The organism is Dactylosporangium sp. NPDC050688 (assembly GCF_040654515.1).
Taxonomy (GTDB): Bacteria; Actinomycetota; Actinomycetes; order Mycobacteriales; family Micromonosporaceae; genus Dactylosporangium.
In genome coordinates, this window is sequence record NZ_JBFAIC010000059.1 from 54310 (window position 1) to 71603 (window position 17294).

A 17294-nucleotide genomic window follows, 5' to 3' on the forward strand; every position below is an offset into this window, starting at 1 on the left:
CCCCAGGCCGTCAGGCGTACAAGCCCTCCAGGACCATGGCACTGAACTGGCGCGCCACCTCGTCCACGCTCAGCGGGCCGCTCAGGTTGAGCCACTGGTACGCCCACGCGCACATGCCGATCAGGCCGAACGTGGCGATCCGGGCGTCGACGTCGGGGCGGAACGCGCCCCGGGTGACGCCGTCCTGCACCATGCCGGCGAAGGCCGCCTCGACCAGGTCCCGCTTGCGGGTCACCTCGGCGAACAGGTCCCCGGTCAGCAGCCGCCGCTCCTGGTAGAAGATCGTCACGTGTGCCCGGTACTCGGCCACGCTGGTCAGGCTGAACCGGATCAGCTCCTGCACCCGTACCTTCGGGTCGTCGCTGCCGGCCTCGATCTGCTGGATCGCGGCGAGCTGGGCCTCCAGGTACTCCTCCTGGATGTGCCGCAGCAGGTCGTCCTTGCTCTCGAAATGGTGGTAAAACGCACCTTTCGTCAGCTGCGCCTGGTCCGCGATCTCCTGCACCGACGTGCGGTCGAAGCCGCGGCGCTCGAACAGCTCCAGCGCGCTCGCGATGAGCGACTTGCGGGTGTTCTCCGGGTCATACCCGTCGGGCCACCGCTGCCGGCGTCGGGTCGACTCCGGCCGGGCGGACGTCGCACGAGCCATCTACGGCCTCCTGATGATCACTGCGGAGCAAAGCCTACCGTCCGGTCGGAAGGTTCGCTGCGGAAATCCTCGGAATCTCGCTCGCGACGGTATGGCCCCGAACCGCGTGGGCGGTTGCGGCCGACAGGGCGAACGCTCGGATCGACACAGCGATGGCAGATTACATCAATACGGCGCTGTTCGTCCGGGGAGCAGGCCCGATCCGCCCCCAGACCCCCGGCTCAGGGTGTTTAAGGCCCGGATCACCGGTGATAGACGCAGGGATTCGGGACCCGACCGGCTGGAGGACCAGGCGATGACGATGACGCTCCGCACCCGCGACGGCGGCCGGACGGCGGTCGCCGACGAGCGGATCGACGAACTCCGGACGGCCTTCCAGGGCCCGCTCATCACACCGGACGACCCCGGCTACGACGAGAGCCGTGCCGTGCACAACGGCATGTTCGACCGGCACCCCGGACTCATCGCCCGGTGCTCCGGAGCGGCGGACGTGATCGACGCGGTGGGGCTCGCCCGTGAGCGCGATCTGCTGGTCGCCGTGCGCGGCGGCGGCCACGGCATCGCGGGCCACTGCGCCTGCGACGAGGCCATGATGATCGACCTCTCGGCGATGCGGGGCGTGTGGGTGAACCCCGCCGAGCGGCTCGTCCGCGTCCAGGCCGGCGCGACCTGGGGCGACGTCGACCGGGAGACGCAGATGTTCGGCCTGGCCGTGCCGGGCGGCGTCGTGTCCACCACCGGCGTCGCCGGCCTGACGCTCGGCGGCGGGCTCGGGTGGCTGCACCGCAAGTACGGCCTCACCTGCGACAACCTGGCCGCCGTCGAGATCGTCACGGCCGACGGGGCGCTCCTGCGCGCCAGCGAGACCGAGCACGAGGAGCTCTTCTGGGCGCTGCGCGGCGGCGGTGGCAACTTCGGCGTCGTCACCGCCTTCGAGTTCCACGCCCACCCGGTCGGACCCGTCGTCATGTACGGGGCCGCGATGTACGCCGCGGCCGACGCGGAGGAGATCCTGCCGGCCTGGCGGGACTGGACGGCCGGCCTGCCGGACGAGGTCACCAGCCGCGCCATGTTCTGGTCGATGCCCGCCACGCCGCTGCTGCCGCAGGAGGTGCAGAACCGCGACGTGTTCATCACCGCCGCCGTGTACGCGGGTCCGCCCGAGGACGCCACGACGATCCTCGGACCGGTCGGCCGGTTCGGTACCCCGCTCGCAGATCTGAGCGGGCCGCGGCCGTTCCGGGACGTGCAGCGGCTCCTGGACTGGATGTTCCCGAAGGGGCAGCTGCGCAGCTACTGGAAGTCGGTGACCGTGCGCGAGCTCGGCGACGACGTGCTCGGGGTGGTGCTGCGCAGAGGGCTCGACCGGCCGCACCCCACCACCCTGGTCCACGTGCCGCAGATGGGCGGCGCCGTGCAGCGCGTGGGGGCGAACGACACCGCCTTCGGCGACCGCAGTGCGCAGTACATCGTGAGCATCGACGGCAACTGGACCGACGCCGCCGACACCGAGGCCAACATGCGGTGGGTGCGGGACGCCTTCGACGAGGTGAACGCCCTGCCCTCGGCGAGCGGCACGTACCTCAACTTCAGCAGCGACCTGGACCTGGACAGCGCGGGCCGGCAGACGGCGTTCGCCGGGAACCTCGACCGGCTCGCCCGGGTTAAGCGGGACTTCGACCCCGACAACTGTTTCCGGCTGAACAACAATATCAGGCCGGCGGCCAGCAGTTCCTGACGCGCTTGTGCTCAAGTGCGGTTGAGCTCCTAATCTCCGCGGCATGACCTACGTGATCGCGTTGCCGTGCGTGGACCTGATGGACAAGGCATGCGTCGACGAGTGCCCCATCGACTGCATCTACGAGGGCAACCGCATGCTCTACATCCAGCCCGACGAATGCACCGACTGCGGCGCCTGCGAGCCGGTCTGCCCGGTCGAGGCCATCTACTACGAGGACGACCTGCCCGCCGAGTTCAGCGCGTTCACCGCCGTCAACGCCGAGTTCTTCACCGGGATCGGCTCGCCCGGCGGCGCCTCGAAGGTCGGGCCCCTTCCGGGCGACCCCGCGTACGTGACGGCCCTGCCACCGCAGGTCCTGACCTGAGCTCAGTCCGGCTCGCTGAGGCGGACCGGTCCGGTGCCGCGGGTGCCGAGCCGGTCGTCCGGGTTGAGCAGGTCGCACGACCGCATCGAAAGGCAGCCGCACCCGATGCACGCGGTGAGCTGGCGCTCGAGGTTCATGATGTACAGTCGGCGCTCCTCGAGCTCACTCTTCCACACCCGGGACAGCCGCACCCAGTCCCGATGGCTCGGCGGGCCGTCCGCGGGCAGGGTCGTGAAGACCACCGCGACCTCGGCCAGCGGGATGCCGAGCCGCCGGGCCGCCAGGACGAGCGAGATGCGTCGCAGCATGTGCCGCCGGTACAACCGCTGATTGCTGCTGTTGCGCTCGGCCGAGATGAGTCCCTCAGCCTCGTAGAACCGCAGGGCGGACGCACTCACCCCGGTGCGGGCGGTGACCTCACCGACGGTGAGCAGGTCCTTCAGGTGTGCGCTCGGCTCAGGTGCCACCCGTGGACCGTAGATGCTCAACCCAGGTTGAGCTCAAGACGGTTGTGACCCGCGACGCCGGTCCCGGCTGCTGGCACAAGGCTGCTGGCACAAGGCTGCTGGCACAGGGCTGCTGACACAGCAAAGGCAAGGAGGTGAACTCCTTGCCACTCCTAACGTATACCGCACCCCCGCTCTTGCGGCAAGACACCGGTCGTGGCGCACAATCGTCGGCCGGGCACAGAGACGGGGGACGACATGTTCGATGTGATCATCGCCGGCGGCGGGCCGACGGGCCTGATGCTCGCCATTGAGCTGCGGCTGCGGGGCGTCGGCGTCCTCGTGCTGGAGCGCGACACCGAGCCGCCGCCGTTCGTACGCTCGCTCGGCCTGCACGTGCGCAGCATCGAGGTGCTCGATCAGCGAGGGCTGCTGGAGCGGTTCCTCCAGCACGGCCGGCAGCACCCGATCCGGGGATTCTTCGCGGGTATCGACCAGCCGGCACCCGACGGGTTGGACACCGCGCACGGGTACGTGCTCGGCATCCCGCAGACACTGACCGACCGGCTGCTCGCCGAGCACGCGGCCGCCGTCGGCGCCGAGATCCGGCGCGGCTGCGCGGTGGTGGGGCTGGACCAGGACGGCGACGGCGTAACCGTCCACATCGGAGGCAGCACGGTACGGCCACTGCGCGCGCGGTACGTCGTCGGCTGCGACGGCGGGCGCAGCACGGTCCGCAAGCTGATCGGGGTCGCTTTCCCCGGCGAGCCGTCAACGGTCGACACGCTGCTGGGCGAGCTGGAGGCGACGGCGGACCCCGACGTCATCGCCGCGGTGACCGCCGAGGTGCGCCGGACCGAGCGGCGCTTCGGGGTCGGGCCGTCGGACAAGCCGGGCGTGTTCCGGGCGGTCGTGCCCGCCGATGGCGTGGCCGAGGACCGTTCGGCGCCGCCGACGCTGGAGGAGTTCCGGCGGCAGCTGCGCAGGTACGCCGGCACGGACTTCGGCGTGCACTCGCCACGCTGGCTGTCCCGCTTCGGCGACGCGACCCGCCAGGCCGAGCGGTACCGGGTCGGCCGGGTCCTCCTGGCCGGGGACGCCGCGCACGTCCACCCGCCGATGGGCGGGCAGGGGCTCAACCTCGGGCTGCAGGACGCGTTCAACCTCGGCTGGAAGCTGGCGGCGGCGGTGGCCGGCTGGGCGCCGGACGGCCTGCTGGACACCTACGAGGCCGAGCGGCATCCGGTGGCCGCCGACGTGCTGAGCAACACCCGCGCGCAGATGCTGCTGACCAGCACCGAGCCCGGCCCCCAGGCGGTCCGCCGCCTGCTGGCTCAGCTGATGGAGTTCGACGACGTCAACCGGTACCTCATCGAGAAGATCACCGCGATCGGCGTCCGCTACGACTTCGGCGCCGGCCACCCCCTGCTCGGGCGCCGGCTGCGCGACGTACCACTGCCGCAGGGCCGGCTGTACGAGCTGCTGCGCACCGGCAGGGGCCTGCTGCTGGACCGGACCGGCCGGGTCTCGGCGGACGGCTGGGCAGCTCGGCCCTCGGTGGACGGCCGGGCCGGCCAGCTCTCGGTGGACGGCCGTGCCGGCCAACTCTCGGTGGACGGCCGTGCCGGCCAGCTCTCGGTGGGCGGCTGGGCCCGCCGGGTCGACCACGTCACCGCCGCCGGCACGGAGCTCGCCGCCCCGGCAGTGCTGCTACGGCCGGACGGGCACGTCGCCTGGGCCGGCGACGATCAGCCGACGCTCGATGCCGCCCTGACCAGGTGGTTCGGCGCCGCGGAGGTCCTCTGACCGCACGGCCACGGCCCCGAGCCGGCCCCGGTGACCCCGCCCCGCAGCCCGCTGCGCCGCCTCGACCTGGACGGCCCGCGCCCGCCGCCCGGTGATCGAAGTCGCCGGGTGGTCGCCGGGATGGCCACTCCTGTCCTTGGATCACCGGGAGCACGACGGCTGGCGCACGACCCGCCCCCGCCCGACGGTGATCAGCCCGTGTCGAACGTGATCGGCCCTTGTCCAGCCGCATTGCCCGCGGCCCGGCCTGCCCACGGTCCGGCTGCCCGCGCCGGCCTGTCCGGCGGCTGCCTTGGTGCCGTTCGGTTGTCGGCCCGCCCACCGCCTGGTGATCGAAGTCGCCGGGTGGTCATCGGGGTAGCCATTCCCGTCCTTGGATCACCAGGGGCACGGCGCTGGCGCACGACCCGCGCCCGCTGGGCGGTGATCGGCTCGTGTCGAACGGCGTGGCCGGCCCTCATCCGGCCCGTTGCCCGCGATCCGGGCATGCCCGCGCCGGTCCCTTCTGACTGCGCCGGTCTGACTGCGCCGGACCGGCCTGCCCCGCCCGTCCGGGCTGTCCGGCGGCGGCCGCCTTGGTGCCGTTCCGTTGTCGACCCGCCAACCGACCGGTGATCGAAGTCGCCGGGTGGTCGTCGGGATGGCCGTTCTCGTCCTTGGATCACCGGGAGCACGACGGCTGGCGCACAATCTGCCCCGCTGGGCGGTGATCGGCTCGGGTCGGACGGCGTGATTCGCCCTTGTCCGGCCGTGTTGCCCGTGATGCGGGCTGCCCGCGCCGGTCCGGTCCGGCGTCCTGGCCGGCTACCGCTCCTATGTGGACTGATCAAGCGGTTCCACGCGTACAAGCGGCAGCGGCGGCGGCCTTGGTGCCGTTGATTGTCGGCCCGGCCCGCCGCCTGGTGATCGAAGTCGGCGGGTGGTCGTTGGGGTGGCCATTCCTCGCCTTGGATCACCGGGGGGGGGGGGACGGCGGCTGGTGGGCGACATGCGCCCGCCGGGCGTACGGTGGACCGGATTGACAAAAAGTTCTTTTACGTAAAGACTGATTTTCGTTATGAGAGACGTCGTCTACCTCGAACAGATCGAGCAGGCTGAGGCCCTGCTCAAGCCGCAGCGGATCGAAGTGCTGCGGCGGCTCGCCGAGCCCCGGTCGTGCACCGAGGTGGCGGTCGAGCTCGACCAGACCCCGCAGCGGGTCTACTACCACGTGAAACGCATGCTGGAGGCCGGTCTGGTCCGGCAGGTGGCCGAGCGCCGGGTGCGCGGGATCCACGAGGGGATCTACCAGGCGGAGGGCCGGTCCTACTGGCTGTCCCCGAGCCTGGTGGGTCGGATCGGCCTGCGGCAGGCCCGAGACCGGCTCAGCCTCGGCCACCTGGTCGACCTGATGGAGGACGTGCAGGCGGACGTCGCCGCGCTCGACCTCAGTCGGCCCGACCTGCCGTCGATCGGCGTGTCCGGCGAGATCCGGGTGCGCCCGGAGCAGCGTAAGGCGTTTCTCGACGAGTTGCAGCAGACGCTGCAGGAGCTGTTCACCCGGTACGGCGGCGCCGAAGGCGACGCGTTTCGCCTGGCTGTCGCCTGCTATCCGAAGGGAGATCCCGATGACCGAGTTTGACCTGCGCCTCCGGGCAGTCGTGCCGGCCCCGGTGAAAGTCACGTACGAAGCGCTGACCGACCCGGCCGCGTTGCGCGCCTGGCTGGCCGAGCACGCCGAGGTGGACCTGCCCGGCACGTACACCTTCTGGGGACGCTACGCGCCGGACGGCGCCGAGCCGCACCAGCGGGTGCTGCACGCCGACGAGCACACCATCCGGCTGGCCTGGACCCTGGGCGGCGTGGAGACCACGGCGCAGTTCGAGCTGGAGGAGGACGAGGACGGCACGCTGGTCACGCTGAGCCAGAGCGACCTGCCCAGCTTCGAGGAGGTGCTGTCCGACCGGGCCGGCGCCCGCGGCGAGCTGCAGACGTTCTGGACGCTGTCGATCGCCAACCTCGCCGACTACCTGGCCGGGCGCACGCTGACCCCGAAATGCGACTACACGTCGCGCGAGCTGCGCGCGTCGATCGTCATCGACGCGGCACCGGACGACGTGTTCGACTCGATGACCCGCGCGGAGCACTTCCGCCGCTGGTCCGGCGTCAACATCGACATCGAGCCGTACGTGGGTGGCCGCTTCGCGATGGGCGGTTTCGAGCTGAACCCGGGCGGCGCCAAGTTCGTCGAGTTCGACCCGGGCCGCGGGGCGACCATCGAGTTCGCCGACGGCATGACCGAGCGCTGGGAGCTGGAAGGCACCGGCGGCAGGACCCGGCTCACCGTGATGCACAGCGGCTTCGACCCCGAGAACCCGCCGTACCCGGGCTGGGCCGGCTGGCTCAGCGGCTCCGCCGCGCTGCGGCGCTACCACGAGCTGCCGGTCTGGCGCTCCATCTGGCGCGAGATGCACATCGCCGGCATCCCCGAGGGCATGTTCACGTTCGACGCGTGAGTGGTGGGCGCCCCGTCGGCGTCCAACCGCCAGCACCGCGACTTCGTCGTGGTCACCGACCGCGACCAGCTGCGGCGGCTGGCGACGGTGTGGCGCGGCGCCCAGCACATCGCCGGCGCCGCGGCCGCCGTCGCGCTCGTGATGCCCGACGCCGACGACGAGCGCACCCGGCTGGTCGACCAGTTCGACCTCGGCCAGGCCTCGTACGCCATCCTCGTCGCCGCCGCGGACCTCGGCATCGGCGCCGGGCACTCGTCCGTCGGCGACCAGGACGCGGCCCGCGCGATCCTCGGCGTGCCGGAGGGGTACACCGTCTCGTACCTGATCGGCGTCAGCTACCCCGCGGACCGGCCGCTGCGCCCGGTCGCCAGGCCCGACCGCCGGCCGATCGGGCAGGTCGTGCACCACGGCCGGTGGGGTCGGCGTGACCATCACGACCCTGGCCTTCCTGACGCCGGGCAACTTCCCCGACGACGACCCGTACGCGGGGCTGGACCTGCTCGCCGGCAACATCGTCTCCGGCGAGGGCACCGAGGACTTCGTCACCGCGCAGCTGGCGCACATCGCCGAGTACCGGCGGATCATCGGCCGCCCGTCGCGCATCGCCGTGGGGCGGGTGGTCGTGCCGCTGGACAGCGCCGACCGGGCGACCCGGCGCCGCTACCTCGAATACGCCGCCGCCCGGCACGAGCGCACGCTCAAGCCGCACGGCGAGCGGCGCACGCTGTTCGCCCCGGACGTCGTCGGCACCACCGCCGAGATCGTGGACCGGCTGCGGGCCGACGCCGCGGTGCAGGCCGTCGACGAGCTGCGGCTGGAGCTGCCGTACGAGTTCGACCGCGCGCAGTACGAGCAGATCCTGCACGACGTGGTCGGGTCGGTGGCGCCGGCGCTCGGCTGGCGGCGCGCCTGACCGGCGGCCGTGCGGGCACCGCCGGTGGCGACGCCCGCACCGCTGCGCCGGGGCACTACTCCTTCACGCCCATGTGCTCGATCGGCGGCACCCGCAGCAGCCGGCCGATCGGCAGCACCGTGGTGAACAGCGCGAGCAGCGCCGTGCCGCCGACGACGGTGACCCAGCCCAGCGGCGGGACGTAGGGCACCGGCTCGCCGGTCGCCGAGTTGACGACCATGGCCAGCGTCGCCAGCGCGATCGCGGCGCCGAGCAGGACCGCGACGCCGAGCAGCCCGGCCTGTTCGGCGTGCACCATCCGCCTGGCCTGGCCGCGGGTGACGCCGGCCAGGCGCAGCACGGCCAGCTCCCGGCGCCGGGCGAGGGCCGCGATGACCATCGTGTTGGCGGCGGCGAGCGCGGCGTAGCCGACCATCACGCCGACGAGCAGCTTGTTGAGCCAGGCGCTGACCGCGAGGTCGTCGGCGAGGCGCCGGGTGAGGCCGCCGGTGCCGACGAGCGTGCTGCCGGGGTGCCGGGCGGCGAGCGCCGCCAGGTCCGCCGGTCCGTCCGCGCGGATCAGGACCTCGTCGTCGAGGTCGCGGGCGGTGTGGCCGGCGACCGTGTCCCGGGTCAGGGTGATGTCGCCGAAGCCGAGGCCCCGGTCGTAGATCGCGACGAGGGTCAGCTGCACCGGCGTGCCGTCGCCGAGCCAGAACTCGACCCGGTCGCCGACGTCCCAGCCGTGCGTCGAGGCCCGGATCGACGACGCGGCGACGGTGCCGGCCGCCAGGTCCGCCAGGTCGCCCTCGCGGACCCGCAGGTCCATCGTGGCCGCGAGATCGGTCGCGTCGACCGCCTGCGCGCCCACGGTCTCGGCGCCGTCGAGGAACTTCACGACGACCGCCGTGCGGCGCACCGCGGTGGCGGCCCGGACGCCCGGGGTCCTGCGCGCCTCCTCGACCGCACCGGGCGGCAGCCCGGCCGGGGAGAGGAGCGCGTGCTCGGCGAGCAGGCCGTCGCGGCTCTGCGCCAGGGTCTGCCGCTCCAGGTTGTCCTGCAGGAACCACACGGATCCGCCGAGCCCGACGGACAGCACCAGCGCGGTGAGGACGACGGCCATGCCGCGCGCGTTCGCCCGCAGGTTGGCGGTCGCCAGGTACCCGCTGGTGCCCCACACGGTGCGCAGCACCGGCGCGAGCACGGTCGCGGCGGTCCGGTTGATCCACGGTGCGAGCAGCCCGACCGCGGTCACGAACAGGTACAGCATGCCGATCGCGCCGGCGAGGGCCGCCTGCCCGCCCGCGCCGAGCGTGAACGAACCTGACGAGACGGCACCGGCGAGGGCGGCGAGGCCGCACACGAGCCGGACCGTGCCGCTGCGCGGCGGCTCGACGGCGACCTCGCCGAGCGCCTCGACGGGGCGGATCGCGGTGACCCGCCGCGCGGCGATCAGCGCCGACAGCACCGCCACGAGCGTGATGACCGCGGCCGCCGCGACCGGGGCGAGCTGCCCCTGCGACACCGGGAACGCGGCGGGCACGAACCCGCGACCGACGAGCTGGTCACGCACCCACCGGGTGGCGAGGATCCCGGCGGGCCCGCCGACGGCGACCGCGGCAAGCCCCACCAGCAGCGCCTCCGCCATGATCATCCGGCGGACCTGGGCGGGGGTCGCCGCGACCGCGCGCAGCAGCGCCAGGTCGCGGCGGCGGTGGCGCACCGACAGCCCGACGGTGGCCGCGACGACGAACACGATCAGCAGCACCACGTAGCCGCCGAACGCGCCGCCGGCCTGGATCAGCAGGTCCCGCGCGCCCTCCTCGGCGGCGCTGCCGGCGGAGTTCTCGGCGGTGCTGCGGTCCGCGCCGGTGTACACGGTGGCACCCGCGTCGCCGGCGACGGTGCGTACCGCGGCGGCGAGAGCGGCCACGTCGGTGCCGGGTGCCGCGACGACCCCGACGGCGGCGACCCGGCCCGGGTGCGCCGACAGGGTCGCGGCGTGCGCGTCGGTGAAGAACACCGCGGCCACCGGCCCGTCGACAACCCCGCTCACCCGGTAGGTGCGCGCGGTGCCGGCCACGAGCAGCTCGACGTCCTGGCCGGGGGCGAGCCCGAGCCGCCGGTCGGCCGCGAGCTGCGAGTCACCCGTGGGGGCGCCTCCGGCGACGGTCCGGTACGGCGCCAGCGCGGCGCTGGACCAGCCGTGCCCGGTGAGGGCGGTCGATGCGGCGGGCAGCAGGACCGGCACCGGGTCGTCGGCGGCGGCGGTCGCCACGCCGGGCAGCGCGCGGATGCGGTCGACCAGTTCGGCCGGCACGGTGCCGCCTTCGGGCAGCCGTACCGACGACCGGGTCACCGAACCGTCGAACTCCTTGACGCTGACGGTGATGTCCCGGTGCGCGACCACGACGTCGGCGGCGGCGTAGCGGACCGGCGCCGGCGGCCGGTGGCGAAGGCCCGACTCGACGAGCGCGCCCATCGCCATGAGGATCATGACGCCGGCGGCGAGAGCGACGAGCGTGGCGAGCGCCGACCCCGGCCGGTGCCGCAGCATCTTCCAGGCGAGCCCGGTCACGCCGCCGCCTCCGCTGCGTTCCGGCGTCGGCCTGACGGACCGCACCCCCTGATGCCCGGCCCCTCCGCTGCGCTCCGGGCCGGTCATGCCGCCACCGCCCGGCGGCGGCCCAGCGACGCGAGCTGCTCGGCGATGCGGTCCACACCGGGCTGCGGCAGGTCGCGCACGATCCGCCCGTCGGCGAGCACCAGGACCCGGTCGGCGTACGAGGCGGCGACCGGGTCGTGGGTCACCATGACGACCGTCTGCCGGTGCTCGTCGACGACGGCGCGCAGCAGGGTCAGCACGTCCGCGGCGGTCTCGGTGTCCAGCGCGCCGGTCGGCTCGTCGCAGAAGATCACCTCCGGGCGGGTGGCGAGGGCCCGGGCGATCGCGACCCGCTGCTGCTGCCCGCCGGACAGGGCGGACGGCCGGTGGTGCAGGCGCTCCCGCAGCCCGACCCGGTCGATGACGTGGTTCAGCCACGCGTGGTCCGGCCGGGCGCCCGACAGGCGCAGCGGCAGCACGATGTTCTCCTCCACGGTGAGCGCGGCGACGAGGTTGAACGCCTGGAAGACGAAGCCGATCTGGTCCCGGCGCAGCTTCGTCAGCCTCGTCTCCGACAGCCCGGTCAGCTCGGTGGCGCCGACCCACACCCGGCCGGACGTGGCGCGGTCCAGGCCCGCGGCGGTCTGCAGCAGCGTGCTCTTGCCGGATCCGGACGGCCCCATCACCGCCGTGAACGTCCCGGGGTGGAACGTCACGTCGACGCCGGCGAGCGCGGTGACCGCCTGCGGCCCGGTGCCGTACGTGCGGGTGAGCCGTTCGACGCGGACCGCCGCCTCGGCGAACTGTCCAACATGGACGGACATGGGAAGGCCTCTTTTCCGTGTCTGAGCAAGGGTGCTGACACGGAAAACGCTATGGCGGCGGCGGAGCGCGGTCGATGCAGCGTACCGGCCAGCCGTGGTACAGCAGGCTGTACTACCGCCGGCGCTGGGTCTCCTCCAGGTAGCGCAGGACCGCCGTCACCCGCCGGTCGGCGCGGTCGTCCGGCGCCAGGTCGAGCTTGGCGAAGATGCTGCGGATGTGCTTGTGCACGGCCCCTTCGGTGACGAACAGGCGCTCCGCGACGGCCGTGTTGCCGAGCCCTTCCGCCATGAGGGCGAGCACGTCCCGTTCGCGAGGGCTGAGCCGGCTCAGCGTGCTGTCGGGGCGGCTGCGGGCCAGCAGCTGGCCGACGACCTCCGGGTCGACGGCCGTGCCGCCGCCGGCGACGCGGTGCAGCGCGGCGAGGAACTCCTCGACCCGCCCGACGCGCTCCTTCAGCAGGTAGCCGAGGCCCTGTGCGCCGCCGGCCAGCAGGTCCGTGGCGAACGCCTGCTCCACGTACGCCGACAGCACCAGCACCGCGAGGCCCGGATGGCGGCGCCGGGCCTCGACGGCGGCCACGATGCCCTCGTCGGTGTGGGTCGGTGGCATCCGCACGTCGACGATCGCGACGTCCGGGCGGTGCTCGTCCACGGCGGCCAGGAACGGTGCCGGCGCGTCGGTGGTGGCCACCACATCGAGCGACTCGGCCCGCAACAGCAGCGCCAGGCCCTCCCGCAGCAGGGCGTCGTCCTCGGCGATCACGATCCGCACGGCAGCTCCACGAGTATCGTCGTCGGCCCACCGGGTGGGCTGGTCAGGGTGAACCGGCCGTCGTGGGCCTCGACCCGCCGGCGGATGCCGCCGATGCCGGAGCCGTGGCCTTCGTCGGCGCCGCCGCGGCCGTCGTCGGCCACGCTCACCTGCAGCCGGTCGCCGTCGCGGCGCACGGCGACGGCGGCCGCGGTGGCGCCGCTGTGCCGGGCCACGTTCGTGAGCGCCTCCGCGACGACGAAGTACGCGGTCGCCTCCACCGACGCCGCGCACCGGCCCGGGACGTCGACGTCCACCGTGCACGGCACGCCGCAGCCCGCGGCCAGACCGTCGAGGGCGCCGGCGAGGCCCCGGTCGTCGAGCACCGGCGGCAGGATGCCGCGCACCACCGTGCGCAGCTCGGCGAGGGCCAGCTCGGCGGCGTCGTGCGCGCGGTCCAGGATCTCCCCCGCCACGACCGGATCCCGGGCCAGGGCGCGCCGGGCGGCGCCGAGCAGCACGGTGACCGCGACCAGGCGGTTCTGCGCCCCGTCGTGCAGTGACCGTTCGATGCGGCGCAGCTCGACCGCGTGGGCGTCCAGCGCGGCCGCGCGGGTGGCGGTGAGCTCGGCGATGCGCAGCGACACGTCGACGTCGCGCGGCGGCGCCAGCAGCCGCCGGCCCGGCACCGCCTGCAGGTGGGCCAGCCTGGGGCAGAGCGCGACGGACACGGCGAGGCAGCCGACGCCGATCAGCGCCACCGCGAGCGCGTCGGGCAGCCCGTCGATGCGCCAGTCCACGAAGCCGGGACCGCCCGCGTCCGGCGGCACCAGCCAGTAGTACAGCGGGAACAGCAGGTACTGCACGGCGCTGAGCGGCAGGGACACGCCGATCAGGCCGAGCGCGAACCCGGCCGTGCCGTGCGTGGCGACGAATGCGGTGTCGCGGCGCACCCACGGGTCGCGCAGCGCGGCGCGCAGGCCGGCCGGGACCGGCGGCGGCAGCGGCAGGGCAGCGCCCCACCGCGACAGCCTGGCCCGCTCCCGGTCGGCGGCCGAGCGCACCGCCTGCAGCGCCGAGGGCACCACCACCAGCCCGACGCCGACCAGGCAGGCGACGGCCACCACGACCAGCAGCAGCACCGCGGCCAGGGCGAGGACGGCGGTGCCGAGGCCGCCGACGAGGTGCTCGAGGGCGTCGACGGTCACGCGGGTGCGGTGCCGCAGGTACTGCCGCACGCCGCGGCCCGTGTCCCCCGCGGTCTCGCTGTCCGGCATGCGCACCTCCCCGGCAGTGACGATAGGCGAGGGCAGCCGGCTCCCGCGCGTCGCGGGCGAAAAGGTACAGCCTGCTGTACCGCGAACAGGTACAGCCCGCTGTACCACGGCCGGCTCGCTGGCTGGATCGCCGCCGGCCGGGCGGATGCATAGCGTTGGGTCATCGCCAACCGCACACGTTACGGAGTCCCGTCATGACCGACCGGTACCGCCTCACCCCGTCCGAGACCGCCGGCACGCCGGACCGCGACGCCCGCGACGCCCGCGGCGGCCTGCTGCGCCCCGCGCTGTGGGCGCTGCTGATCGTCAGCGCCGCGGCGAACGCGACCGTGAACACCACCGGCGGCAACGCGTTCGTCGGCGTCGGCCTCGGGCTGGTCACCCTGGCCTGCGCCGCGGCGCTCGTCGTGCACCACTACCGGCACCGCGCCCGTTGAGCGCGGAAACGCCGGCCGCCGCCGGATCCCGGGAAGCGACGGGATCCGGCGGCGGCCGGTGCGTTGGTGCGGCGTGCGGTACGGGTGGAGCTACGCGGCCGTGCAGCTCACCGACGACGGCGCGGTGCCGCTGGCGGTGAAGCCGTACGTGGTGGACGCGTTCGCGCCCAGCGATCCGTTGTACGCCTCGTTGCGGACCGTCACCGGCGAGGTGGCCGTGACGCGGCCGTTCCACAGCGAGCTGATCGTGGCGCTGGCGCCGGACCAGGTGGTGCTCCAGCCGGAGATCGTGGACGTGCCGGTGTTGCGCACGGTCACCTCGCCCTGGAAGCCGCCCGGCCAGCTGTTGATGCTCCGGTACGTCGCGGCGCAGCCGGCCGTACCGCCACCGCCACCTCCGCCGCCACCGCCACCGCCGTTGATGGTGGCGGAGAACGCGGTGACGGCGAGGCCCTGGCCGCCGATCCACGGCTCGAACCCGGCCTGCATGCTGGTCAGGTACCACGAGGTGGTGGCCTTGCCGCGGGCGATGACGTCGTTGATGAACGCCTTCGCGTCGAAGCTCCAGCTGCCGATCGCCGACGGCGAGACGTAGGAGATCACGTCGTTGCCGCCGTTGTTGCCCTGCCAGACCTCCCACGTGCGGCCGGCGATCGACGTCGAGCCCACCTGGCCGCCGACCGGCTGGATCGAGCCCTGACGGTTGAACCAGATCATGATCTCGGTCGCGTTCACGCCGTTGGTCTTCGGCGTCGGGTCGAGCCAGATGTCGTACGCCGCGTCGTAGGTGGCACCGTTGATGTAGCTGTAGCTGATGCTGGTCTGCGCCGAGCTGATGGCGCTGATCTGCATCGGCAGGTTGGTGCCGGGCGAGCAGTTGCTGTAGTGGCAGCCGACGTAGATGGCCGGGTACGACGCGGGCGCCCCGTTGGTCGGCTTGTTCGCGTTGATCTGCGTGATCGAGAACCCGGTGCTCGTCACGTTGATGCACTGGGTGGCGCTGTTACCCCAGTTGTTGTTCATGACCACGTACCGGCCGCCGATCGTGGTCGACCCGTAGGTCTCGCAGATCTGCGTGTCGGCGCTGGCCGGCTGTGCGGTCCCCACCACCGCGACCAGGCCTGCGGCGAGCAGCCCGGTCACGGCGGCGGCGCGCAGCGTCTTCTTCATGCTGCCTCCTTGCCTGCGTCAATGGAGCGCCTGAGCGGAGCGTTCCTGGAAGCGGACGCTAGGCAATTCGCGGCCCGGGGACGAAGCCGCCGCGCGTCAATTCCTGTTTACGCAGGTCAATGGGTTGTCCCGGGCGTGAAACGTACATGCGCCAGCGGGCCCGCGCGGCAAAGGGCACGCGGGCGCAGCAGGGCAAGGACCACCACGCCGGCGATGACGGCGCTGATGAGGAAGACGCGGTCCGGACCGGCGGCGTACGCGGCCCGCAGCCCCCCGCGGGCACCTGCCGAGCGGCTCCCCGGGGTCCGGTCAGCGGTGGACGTAGGCGGCCAGGCCGCCGAGCTCCTCGCTGGCGATGAACACCGACCGCACGTTGAGGATCGCCTCCTCGACGTGGACGGGGCAGCCCCACGCCGAGTCGCCCCACGAGTCGGCGATCTTGACCTCGGCCGGTTCGTCGCAGCCCTGGGCGCCGCCGAGCTGGCAGTGCTCGGGGTGCGGCGTCGCGGCCTGCGCGGCGGCGGCCGCCCGCATCTGCTCGGCGAGCTGCGCGGCGGCAGTGGCGCGCTGCTCGGCCTCGGCCCGCAGCTGCCGCTCGGCGAGCACCGCCCTGGCCAGCTCGTCGCGGGCCGCCTCGGCCTCGGCCTCGGCGGCCCGCTGCGCCTGCTCGCTGTTGTGACGTTCGATGGCCAGGGCCGCGGTGCCGGCGAAGACCCGGGCGAGGGCGAGGTCGGCCTCCTGCGGCACGCGCGGCGTGCGGTGGTACATGGCGAACGTGCCGAGCAGCGCGCCGTCGCGGGCGAGGATCGGCGTGGACCAGCAGGCGGCCAGCCCGGCCCGCCCCGCGAGATCCCGGAAGCCGGCCCAGAACGGGTCGGTGGCGATGTCGGTGACGACGACCGGCTCCCGCCGGTGCGCGGCGGTGCCGCACGAGCCGACGCCCTCGCCGGTGGCGATCCCGTCGATGGCCTCGTTGTAGAAGCCGGGCAGGCTGGGTGCGGCGCCGTGGCGCAGGTGCCGGCCGTCGGGGTCGGCGAGCAGCACCGAGACGAGCACCTCCTGCGGGGCGAGCTGCTCGATGCTGCGGGCCATCCCGTCGAGGACCTCGGCCAGCGGCGCCTGCCGGGCGATCTGCTCCAGCAGGGCCCGCTGCTCGGCCATCAGCAGCTGGGCATGCCTGACGTGGGTGGTCTCCACGCCGATCAGCCAGATGCCGGTCACGGTCCCGCCGGCGTTGCGGCGCGGCTCGTACGTGACGTCGAAACGGGCCTCCCTGGCGTGCGGGCCGGTGCCCAGTACGACCCGCACGTCGCGGCCGGTGGCGGGCTCGCCCGTGCGGTAGACCTCGTCCAGCACGGCGATGACGCCCTGGTCGACCAGTTGGGGCAGCAGCTGCGCGAGCGGGACCCCGGGGTGCGCGCCCTCCCCGCCGGCGAGCGCGAGGAACGTCGGGTTGGCCGTCTCCACGACGTGCGCCGCCCCGGTGAGCGCGGCGAACAGGGCGGTGGATCGGCCGGACAGCGCCCGCAGGTCCTCCTGGCCGTCCTGTGCCGCGGCGGCCGGCGGCTGCCCCGATACCGTCGTCATGTCCTGGTCCGTCCCTGATCTTCCGGTGCGTGCAAGCACCGATGGTCTCATCGACCGGTGGCCACGGCCACCGGACACGGCAAAGACCGGTAGGGACACCACCGCATGGCCCCGGATCCGGGCCGGGACCATGCGGCGGCAGTGGTACGCGGTGATGCGTGGTGGTGCTCAGCTGACGGTGACGGCCAGGTCGTCCAGGACGAAGGAGGTCTGCAGGGAGGAGTCCTCGGTGCCGTTGAACTTGAGGGTG

The 17294-nt window shown here is 73.5% G+C and carries 15 protein-coding genes and 1 pseudogene; 8 read left to right on the top strand and 8 right to left on the bottom strand.

The genetic code is table 11. The annotated features are described in order from the left end of the window. Window positions 1-10: 10 nt before the first annotated feature. Window positions 11-649 carry a TetR/AcrR family transcriptional regulator gene (locus AB0H83_RS39050; RefSeq protein WP_360104406.1) on the bottom strand — a complete coding sequence of 213 codons (639 nt, stop codon included), beginning with the start codon at window positions 647-649 and terminating at the stop codon, window positions 11-13. 295 nt (window positions 650-944) lie between these two features. Here AB0H83_RS39050 and AB0H83_RS39055 point away from each other — a divergent pair, with 295 nt between their 5' ends. Both AB0H83_RS39055 and fdxA read left to right on the top strand, forming a co-directional pair. Beyond that, window positions 945-2387, top strand: coding sequence for an FAD-binding oxidoreductase (locus tag AB0H83_RS39055; protein ID WP_360104409.1), 1443 nt, complete (start codon window positions 945-947; stop codon window positions 2385-2387). 43 nt (window positions 2388-2430) lie between these two features. After that, window positions 2431-2754 (top strand): ferredoxin, encoded by a 324-nt coding sequence (gene fdxA / locus AB0H83_RS39060; protein WP_360104412.1) that lies wholly within the window; start codon window positions 2431-2433, stop codon window positions 2752-2754. A gap of 2 nt (window positions 2755-2756) precedes the next feature. Here the strand turns inward: fdxA and soxR are convergent, their stop codons facing one another. After that, complete coding sequence (gene soxR, locus AB0H83_RS39065) at window positions 2757-3221, bottom strand: redox-sensitive transcriptional activator SoxR (RefSeq protein WP_360104415.1); 465 nt, start codon at window positions 3219-3221, stop codon at window positions 2757-2759. Window positions 3222-3458: 237 nt separating this feature from the next. On the opposite strand from soxR, the gene AB0H83_RS39070 reads away from it, so the two are divergent. From AB0H83_RS39070 to AB0H83_RS39090, 5 genes and pseudogenes are all read left to right on the top strand, one after another. Next, window positions 3459-5006 (top strand): FAD-dependent monooxygenase, encoded by a 1548-nt coding sequence (locus AB0H83_RS39070; protein ID WP_360104418.1) that lies wholly within the window; start codon window positions 3459-3461, stop codon window positions 5004-5006. Window positions 5007-6063: 1057 nt separating this feature from the next. Beyond that, the gene (locus AB0H83_RS39075; protein WP_360104420.1) at window positions 6064-6627 is read left to right on the top strand and encodes a helix-turn-helix domain-containing protein; all 564 of its coding nucleotides are present in this window, start codon (window positions 6064-6066) and stop codon (window positions 6625-6627) included. Further along, window positions 6614-7501: an SRPBCC domain-containing protein gene (locus tag AB0H83_RS39080; protein ID WP_360104423.1), complete on the top strand. Its 888-nt coding sequence runs from the start codon at window positions 6614-6616 to the stop codon at window positions 7499-7501. Before AB0H83_RS39075 ends, AB0H83_RS39080 begins: the two co-directional genes overlap by 14 nt. A gap of 87 nt (window positions 7502-7588) precedes the next feature. Further along, window positions 7589-7822 (top strand): annotated as a pseudogene (locus AB0H83_RS39085) (nitroreductase family protein); the annotation flags it as partial. Window positions 7823-7925: 103 nt separating this feature from the next. Beyond that, on the top strand, window positions 7926-8414 hold the full coding sequence (locus AB0H83_RS39090; protein ID WP_360104426.1) for a hypothetical protein: 489 nt from the start codon (window positions 7926-7928) through the stop codon (window positions 8412-8414). 55 nt (window positions 8415-8469) lie between these two features. On the opposite strand, the gene AB0H83_RS39095 is transcribed toward AB0H83_RS39090, so the two are convergent. The 4 genes from AB0H83_RS39095 to AB0H83_RS39110 all read right to left on the bottom strand — a co-directional run bounded on the left by AB0H83_RS39095 (window position 8470) and on the right by AB0H83_RS39110 (window position 13850). Continuing rightward, on the bottom strand, window positions 8470-10971 hold the full coding sequence (locus AB0H83_RS39095; protein WP_360104429.1) for an FtsX-like permease family protein: 2502 nt from the start codon (window positions 10969-10971) through the stop codon (window positions 8470-8472). Between the two features lie 83 nt (window positions 10972-11054). Beyond that, window positions 11055-11822: an ABC transporter ATP-binding protein gene (locus AB0H83_RS39100; protein ID WP_360104432.1), complete on the bottom strand. Its 768-nt coding sequence runs from the start codon at window positions 11820-11822 to the stop codon at window positions 11055-11057. Between the two features lie 112 nt (window positions 11823-11934). Next, entirely contained in the window at window positions 11935-12594 is a 660-nt protein-coding gene (locus AB0H83_RS39105; RefSeq protein WP_360104435.1) for a response regulator transcription factor, read from the bottom strand. Then, window positions 12582-13850 carry a sensor domain-containing protein gene (locus AB0H83_RS39110; protein ID WP_360104438.1) on the bottom strand — a complete coding sequence of 423 codons (1269 nt, stop codon included), beginning with the start codon at window positions 13848-13850 and terminating at the stop codon, window positions 12582-12584. The genes AB0H83_RS39105 and AB0H83_RS39110 overlap by 13 nt, the downstream gene beginning before the upstream one ends. A 194-nt stretch (window positions 13851-14044) precedes the next feature. Here AB0H83_RS39110 and AB0H83_RS39115 point away from each other — a divergent pair, with 194 nt between their 5' ends. Beyond that, window positions 14045-14287, top strand: coding sequence for a hypothetical protein (locus AB0H83_RS39115; RefSeq protein ID WP_360104441.1), 243 nt, complete (start codon window positions 14045-14047; stop codon window positions 14285-14287). A gap of 90 nt (window positions 14288-14377) precedes the next feature. Here AB0H83_RS39115 and AB0H83_RS39120 read toward each other — a convergent pair whose 3' ends face one another. Further along, entirely contained in the window at window positions 14378-15457 is a 1080-nt protein-coding gene (locus tag AB0H83_RS39120; protein WP_360104444.1) for a cellulose binding domain-containing protein, read from the bottom strand. 309 nt (window positions 15458-15766) lie between these two features. Beyond that, window positions 15767-17044, bottom strand: a complete 1278-nt coding sequence (locus AB0H83_RS39125) for a GAF domain-containing protein (RefSeq protein WP_360104447.1) — start codon at window positions 17042-17044, stop codon at window positions 15767-15769. Window positions 17045-17294: the final 250 nt, after the last annotated feature.

Coding starts and splice junctions, on each gene's coding strand:
- AB0H83_RS39110 (WP_360104438.1), bottom strand. CDS start 13,850: ATGCCGGACAGCGAGACCGCGGGGGACACGGGCCGCGGCGTGCGGCAG.
- AB0H83_RS39050 (WP_360104406.1), bottom strand. CDS start 649: ATGGCTCGTGCGACGTCCGCCCGGCCGGAGTCGACCCGACGCCGGCAG.
- AB0H83_RS39120 (WP_360104444.1), bottom strand. CDS start 15,457: ATGAAGAAGACGCTGCGCGCCGCCGCCGTGACCGGGCTGCTCGCCGCA.
- fdxA (WP_360104412.1), top strand. CDS start 2,431: ATGACCTACGTGATCGCGTTGCCGTGCGTGGACCTGATGGACAAGGCA.
- AB0H83_RS39075 (WP_360104420.1), top strand. CDS start 6,064: ATGAGAGACGTCGTCTACCTCGAACAGATCGAGCAGGCTGAGGCCCTG.
- AB0H83_RS39080 (WP_360104423.1), top strand. CDS start 6,614: ATGACCGAGTTTGACCTGCGCCTCCGGGCAGTCGTGCCGGCCCCGGTG.
- AB0H83_RS39070 (WP_360104418.1), top strand. CDS start 3,459: ATGTTCGATGTGATCATCGCCGGCGGCGGGCCGACGGGCCTGATGCTC.
- AB0H83_RS39115 (WP_360104441.1), top strand. CDS start 14,045: ATGACCGACCGGTACCGCCTCACCCCGTCCGAGACCGCCGGCACGCCG.
- AB0H83_RS39100 (WP_360104432.1), bottom strand. CDS start 11,822: ATGTCCGTCCATGTTGGACAGTTCGCCGAGGCGGCGGTCCGCGTCGAA.
- AB0H83_RS39055 (WP_360104409.1), top strand. CDS start 945: ATGACGATGACGCTCCGCACCCGCGACGGCGGCCGGACGGCGGTCGCC.
- AB0H83_RS39125 (WP_360104447.1), bottom strand. CDS start 17,044: ATGACGACGGTATCGGGGCAGCCGCCGGCCGCCGCGGCACAGGACGGC.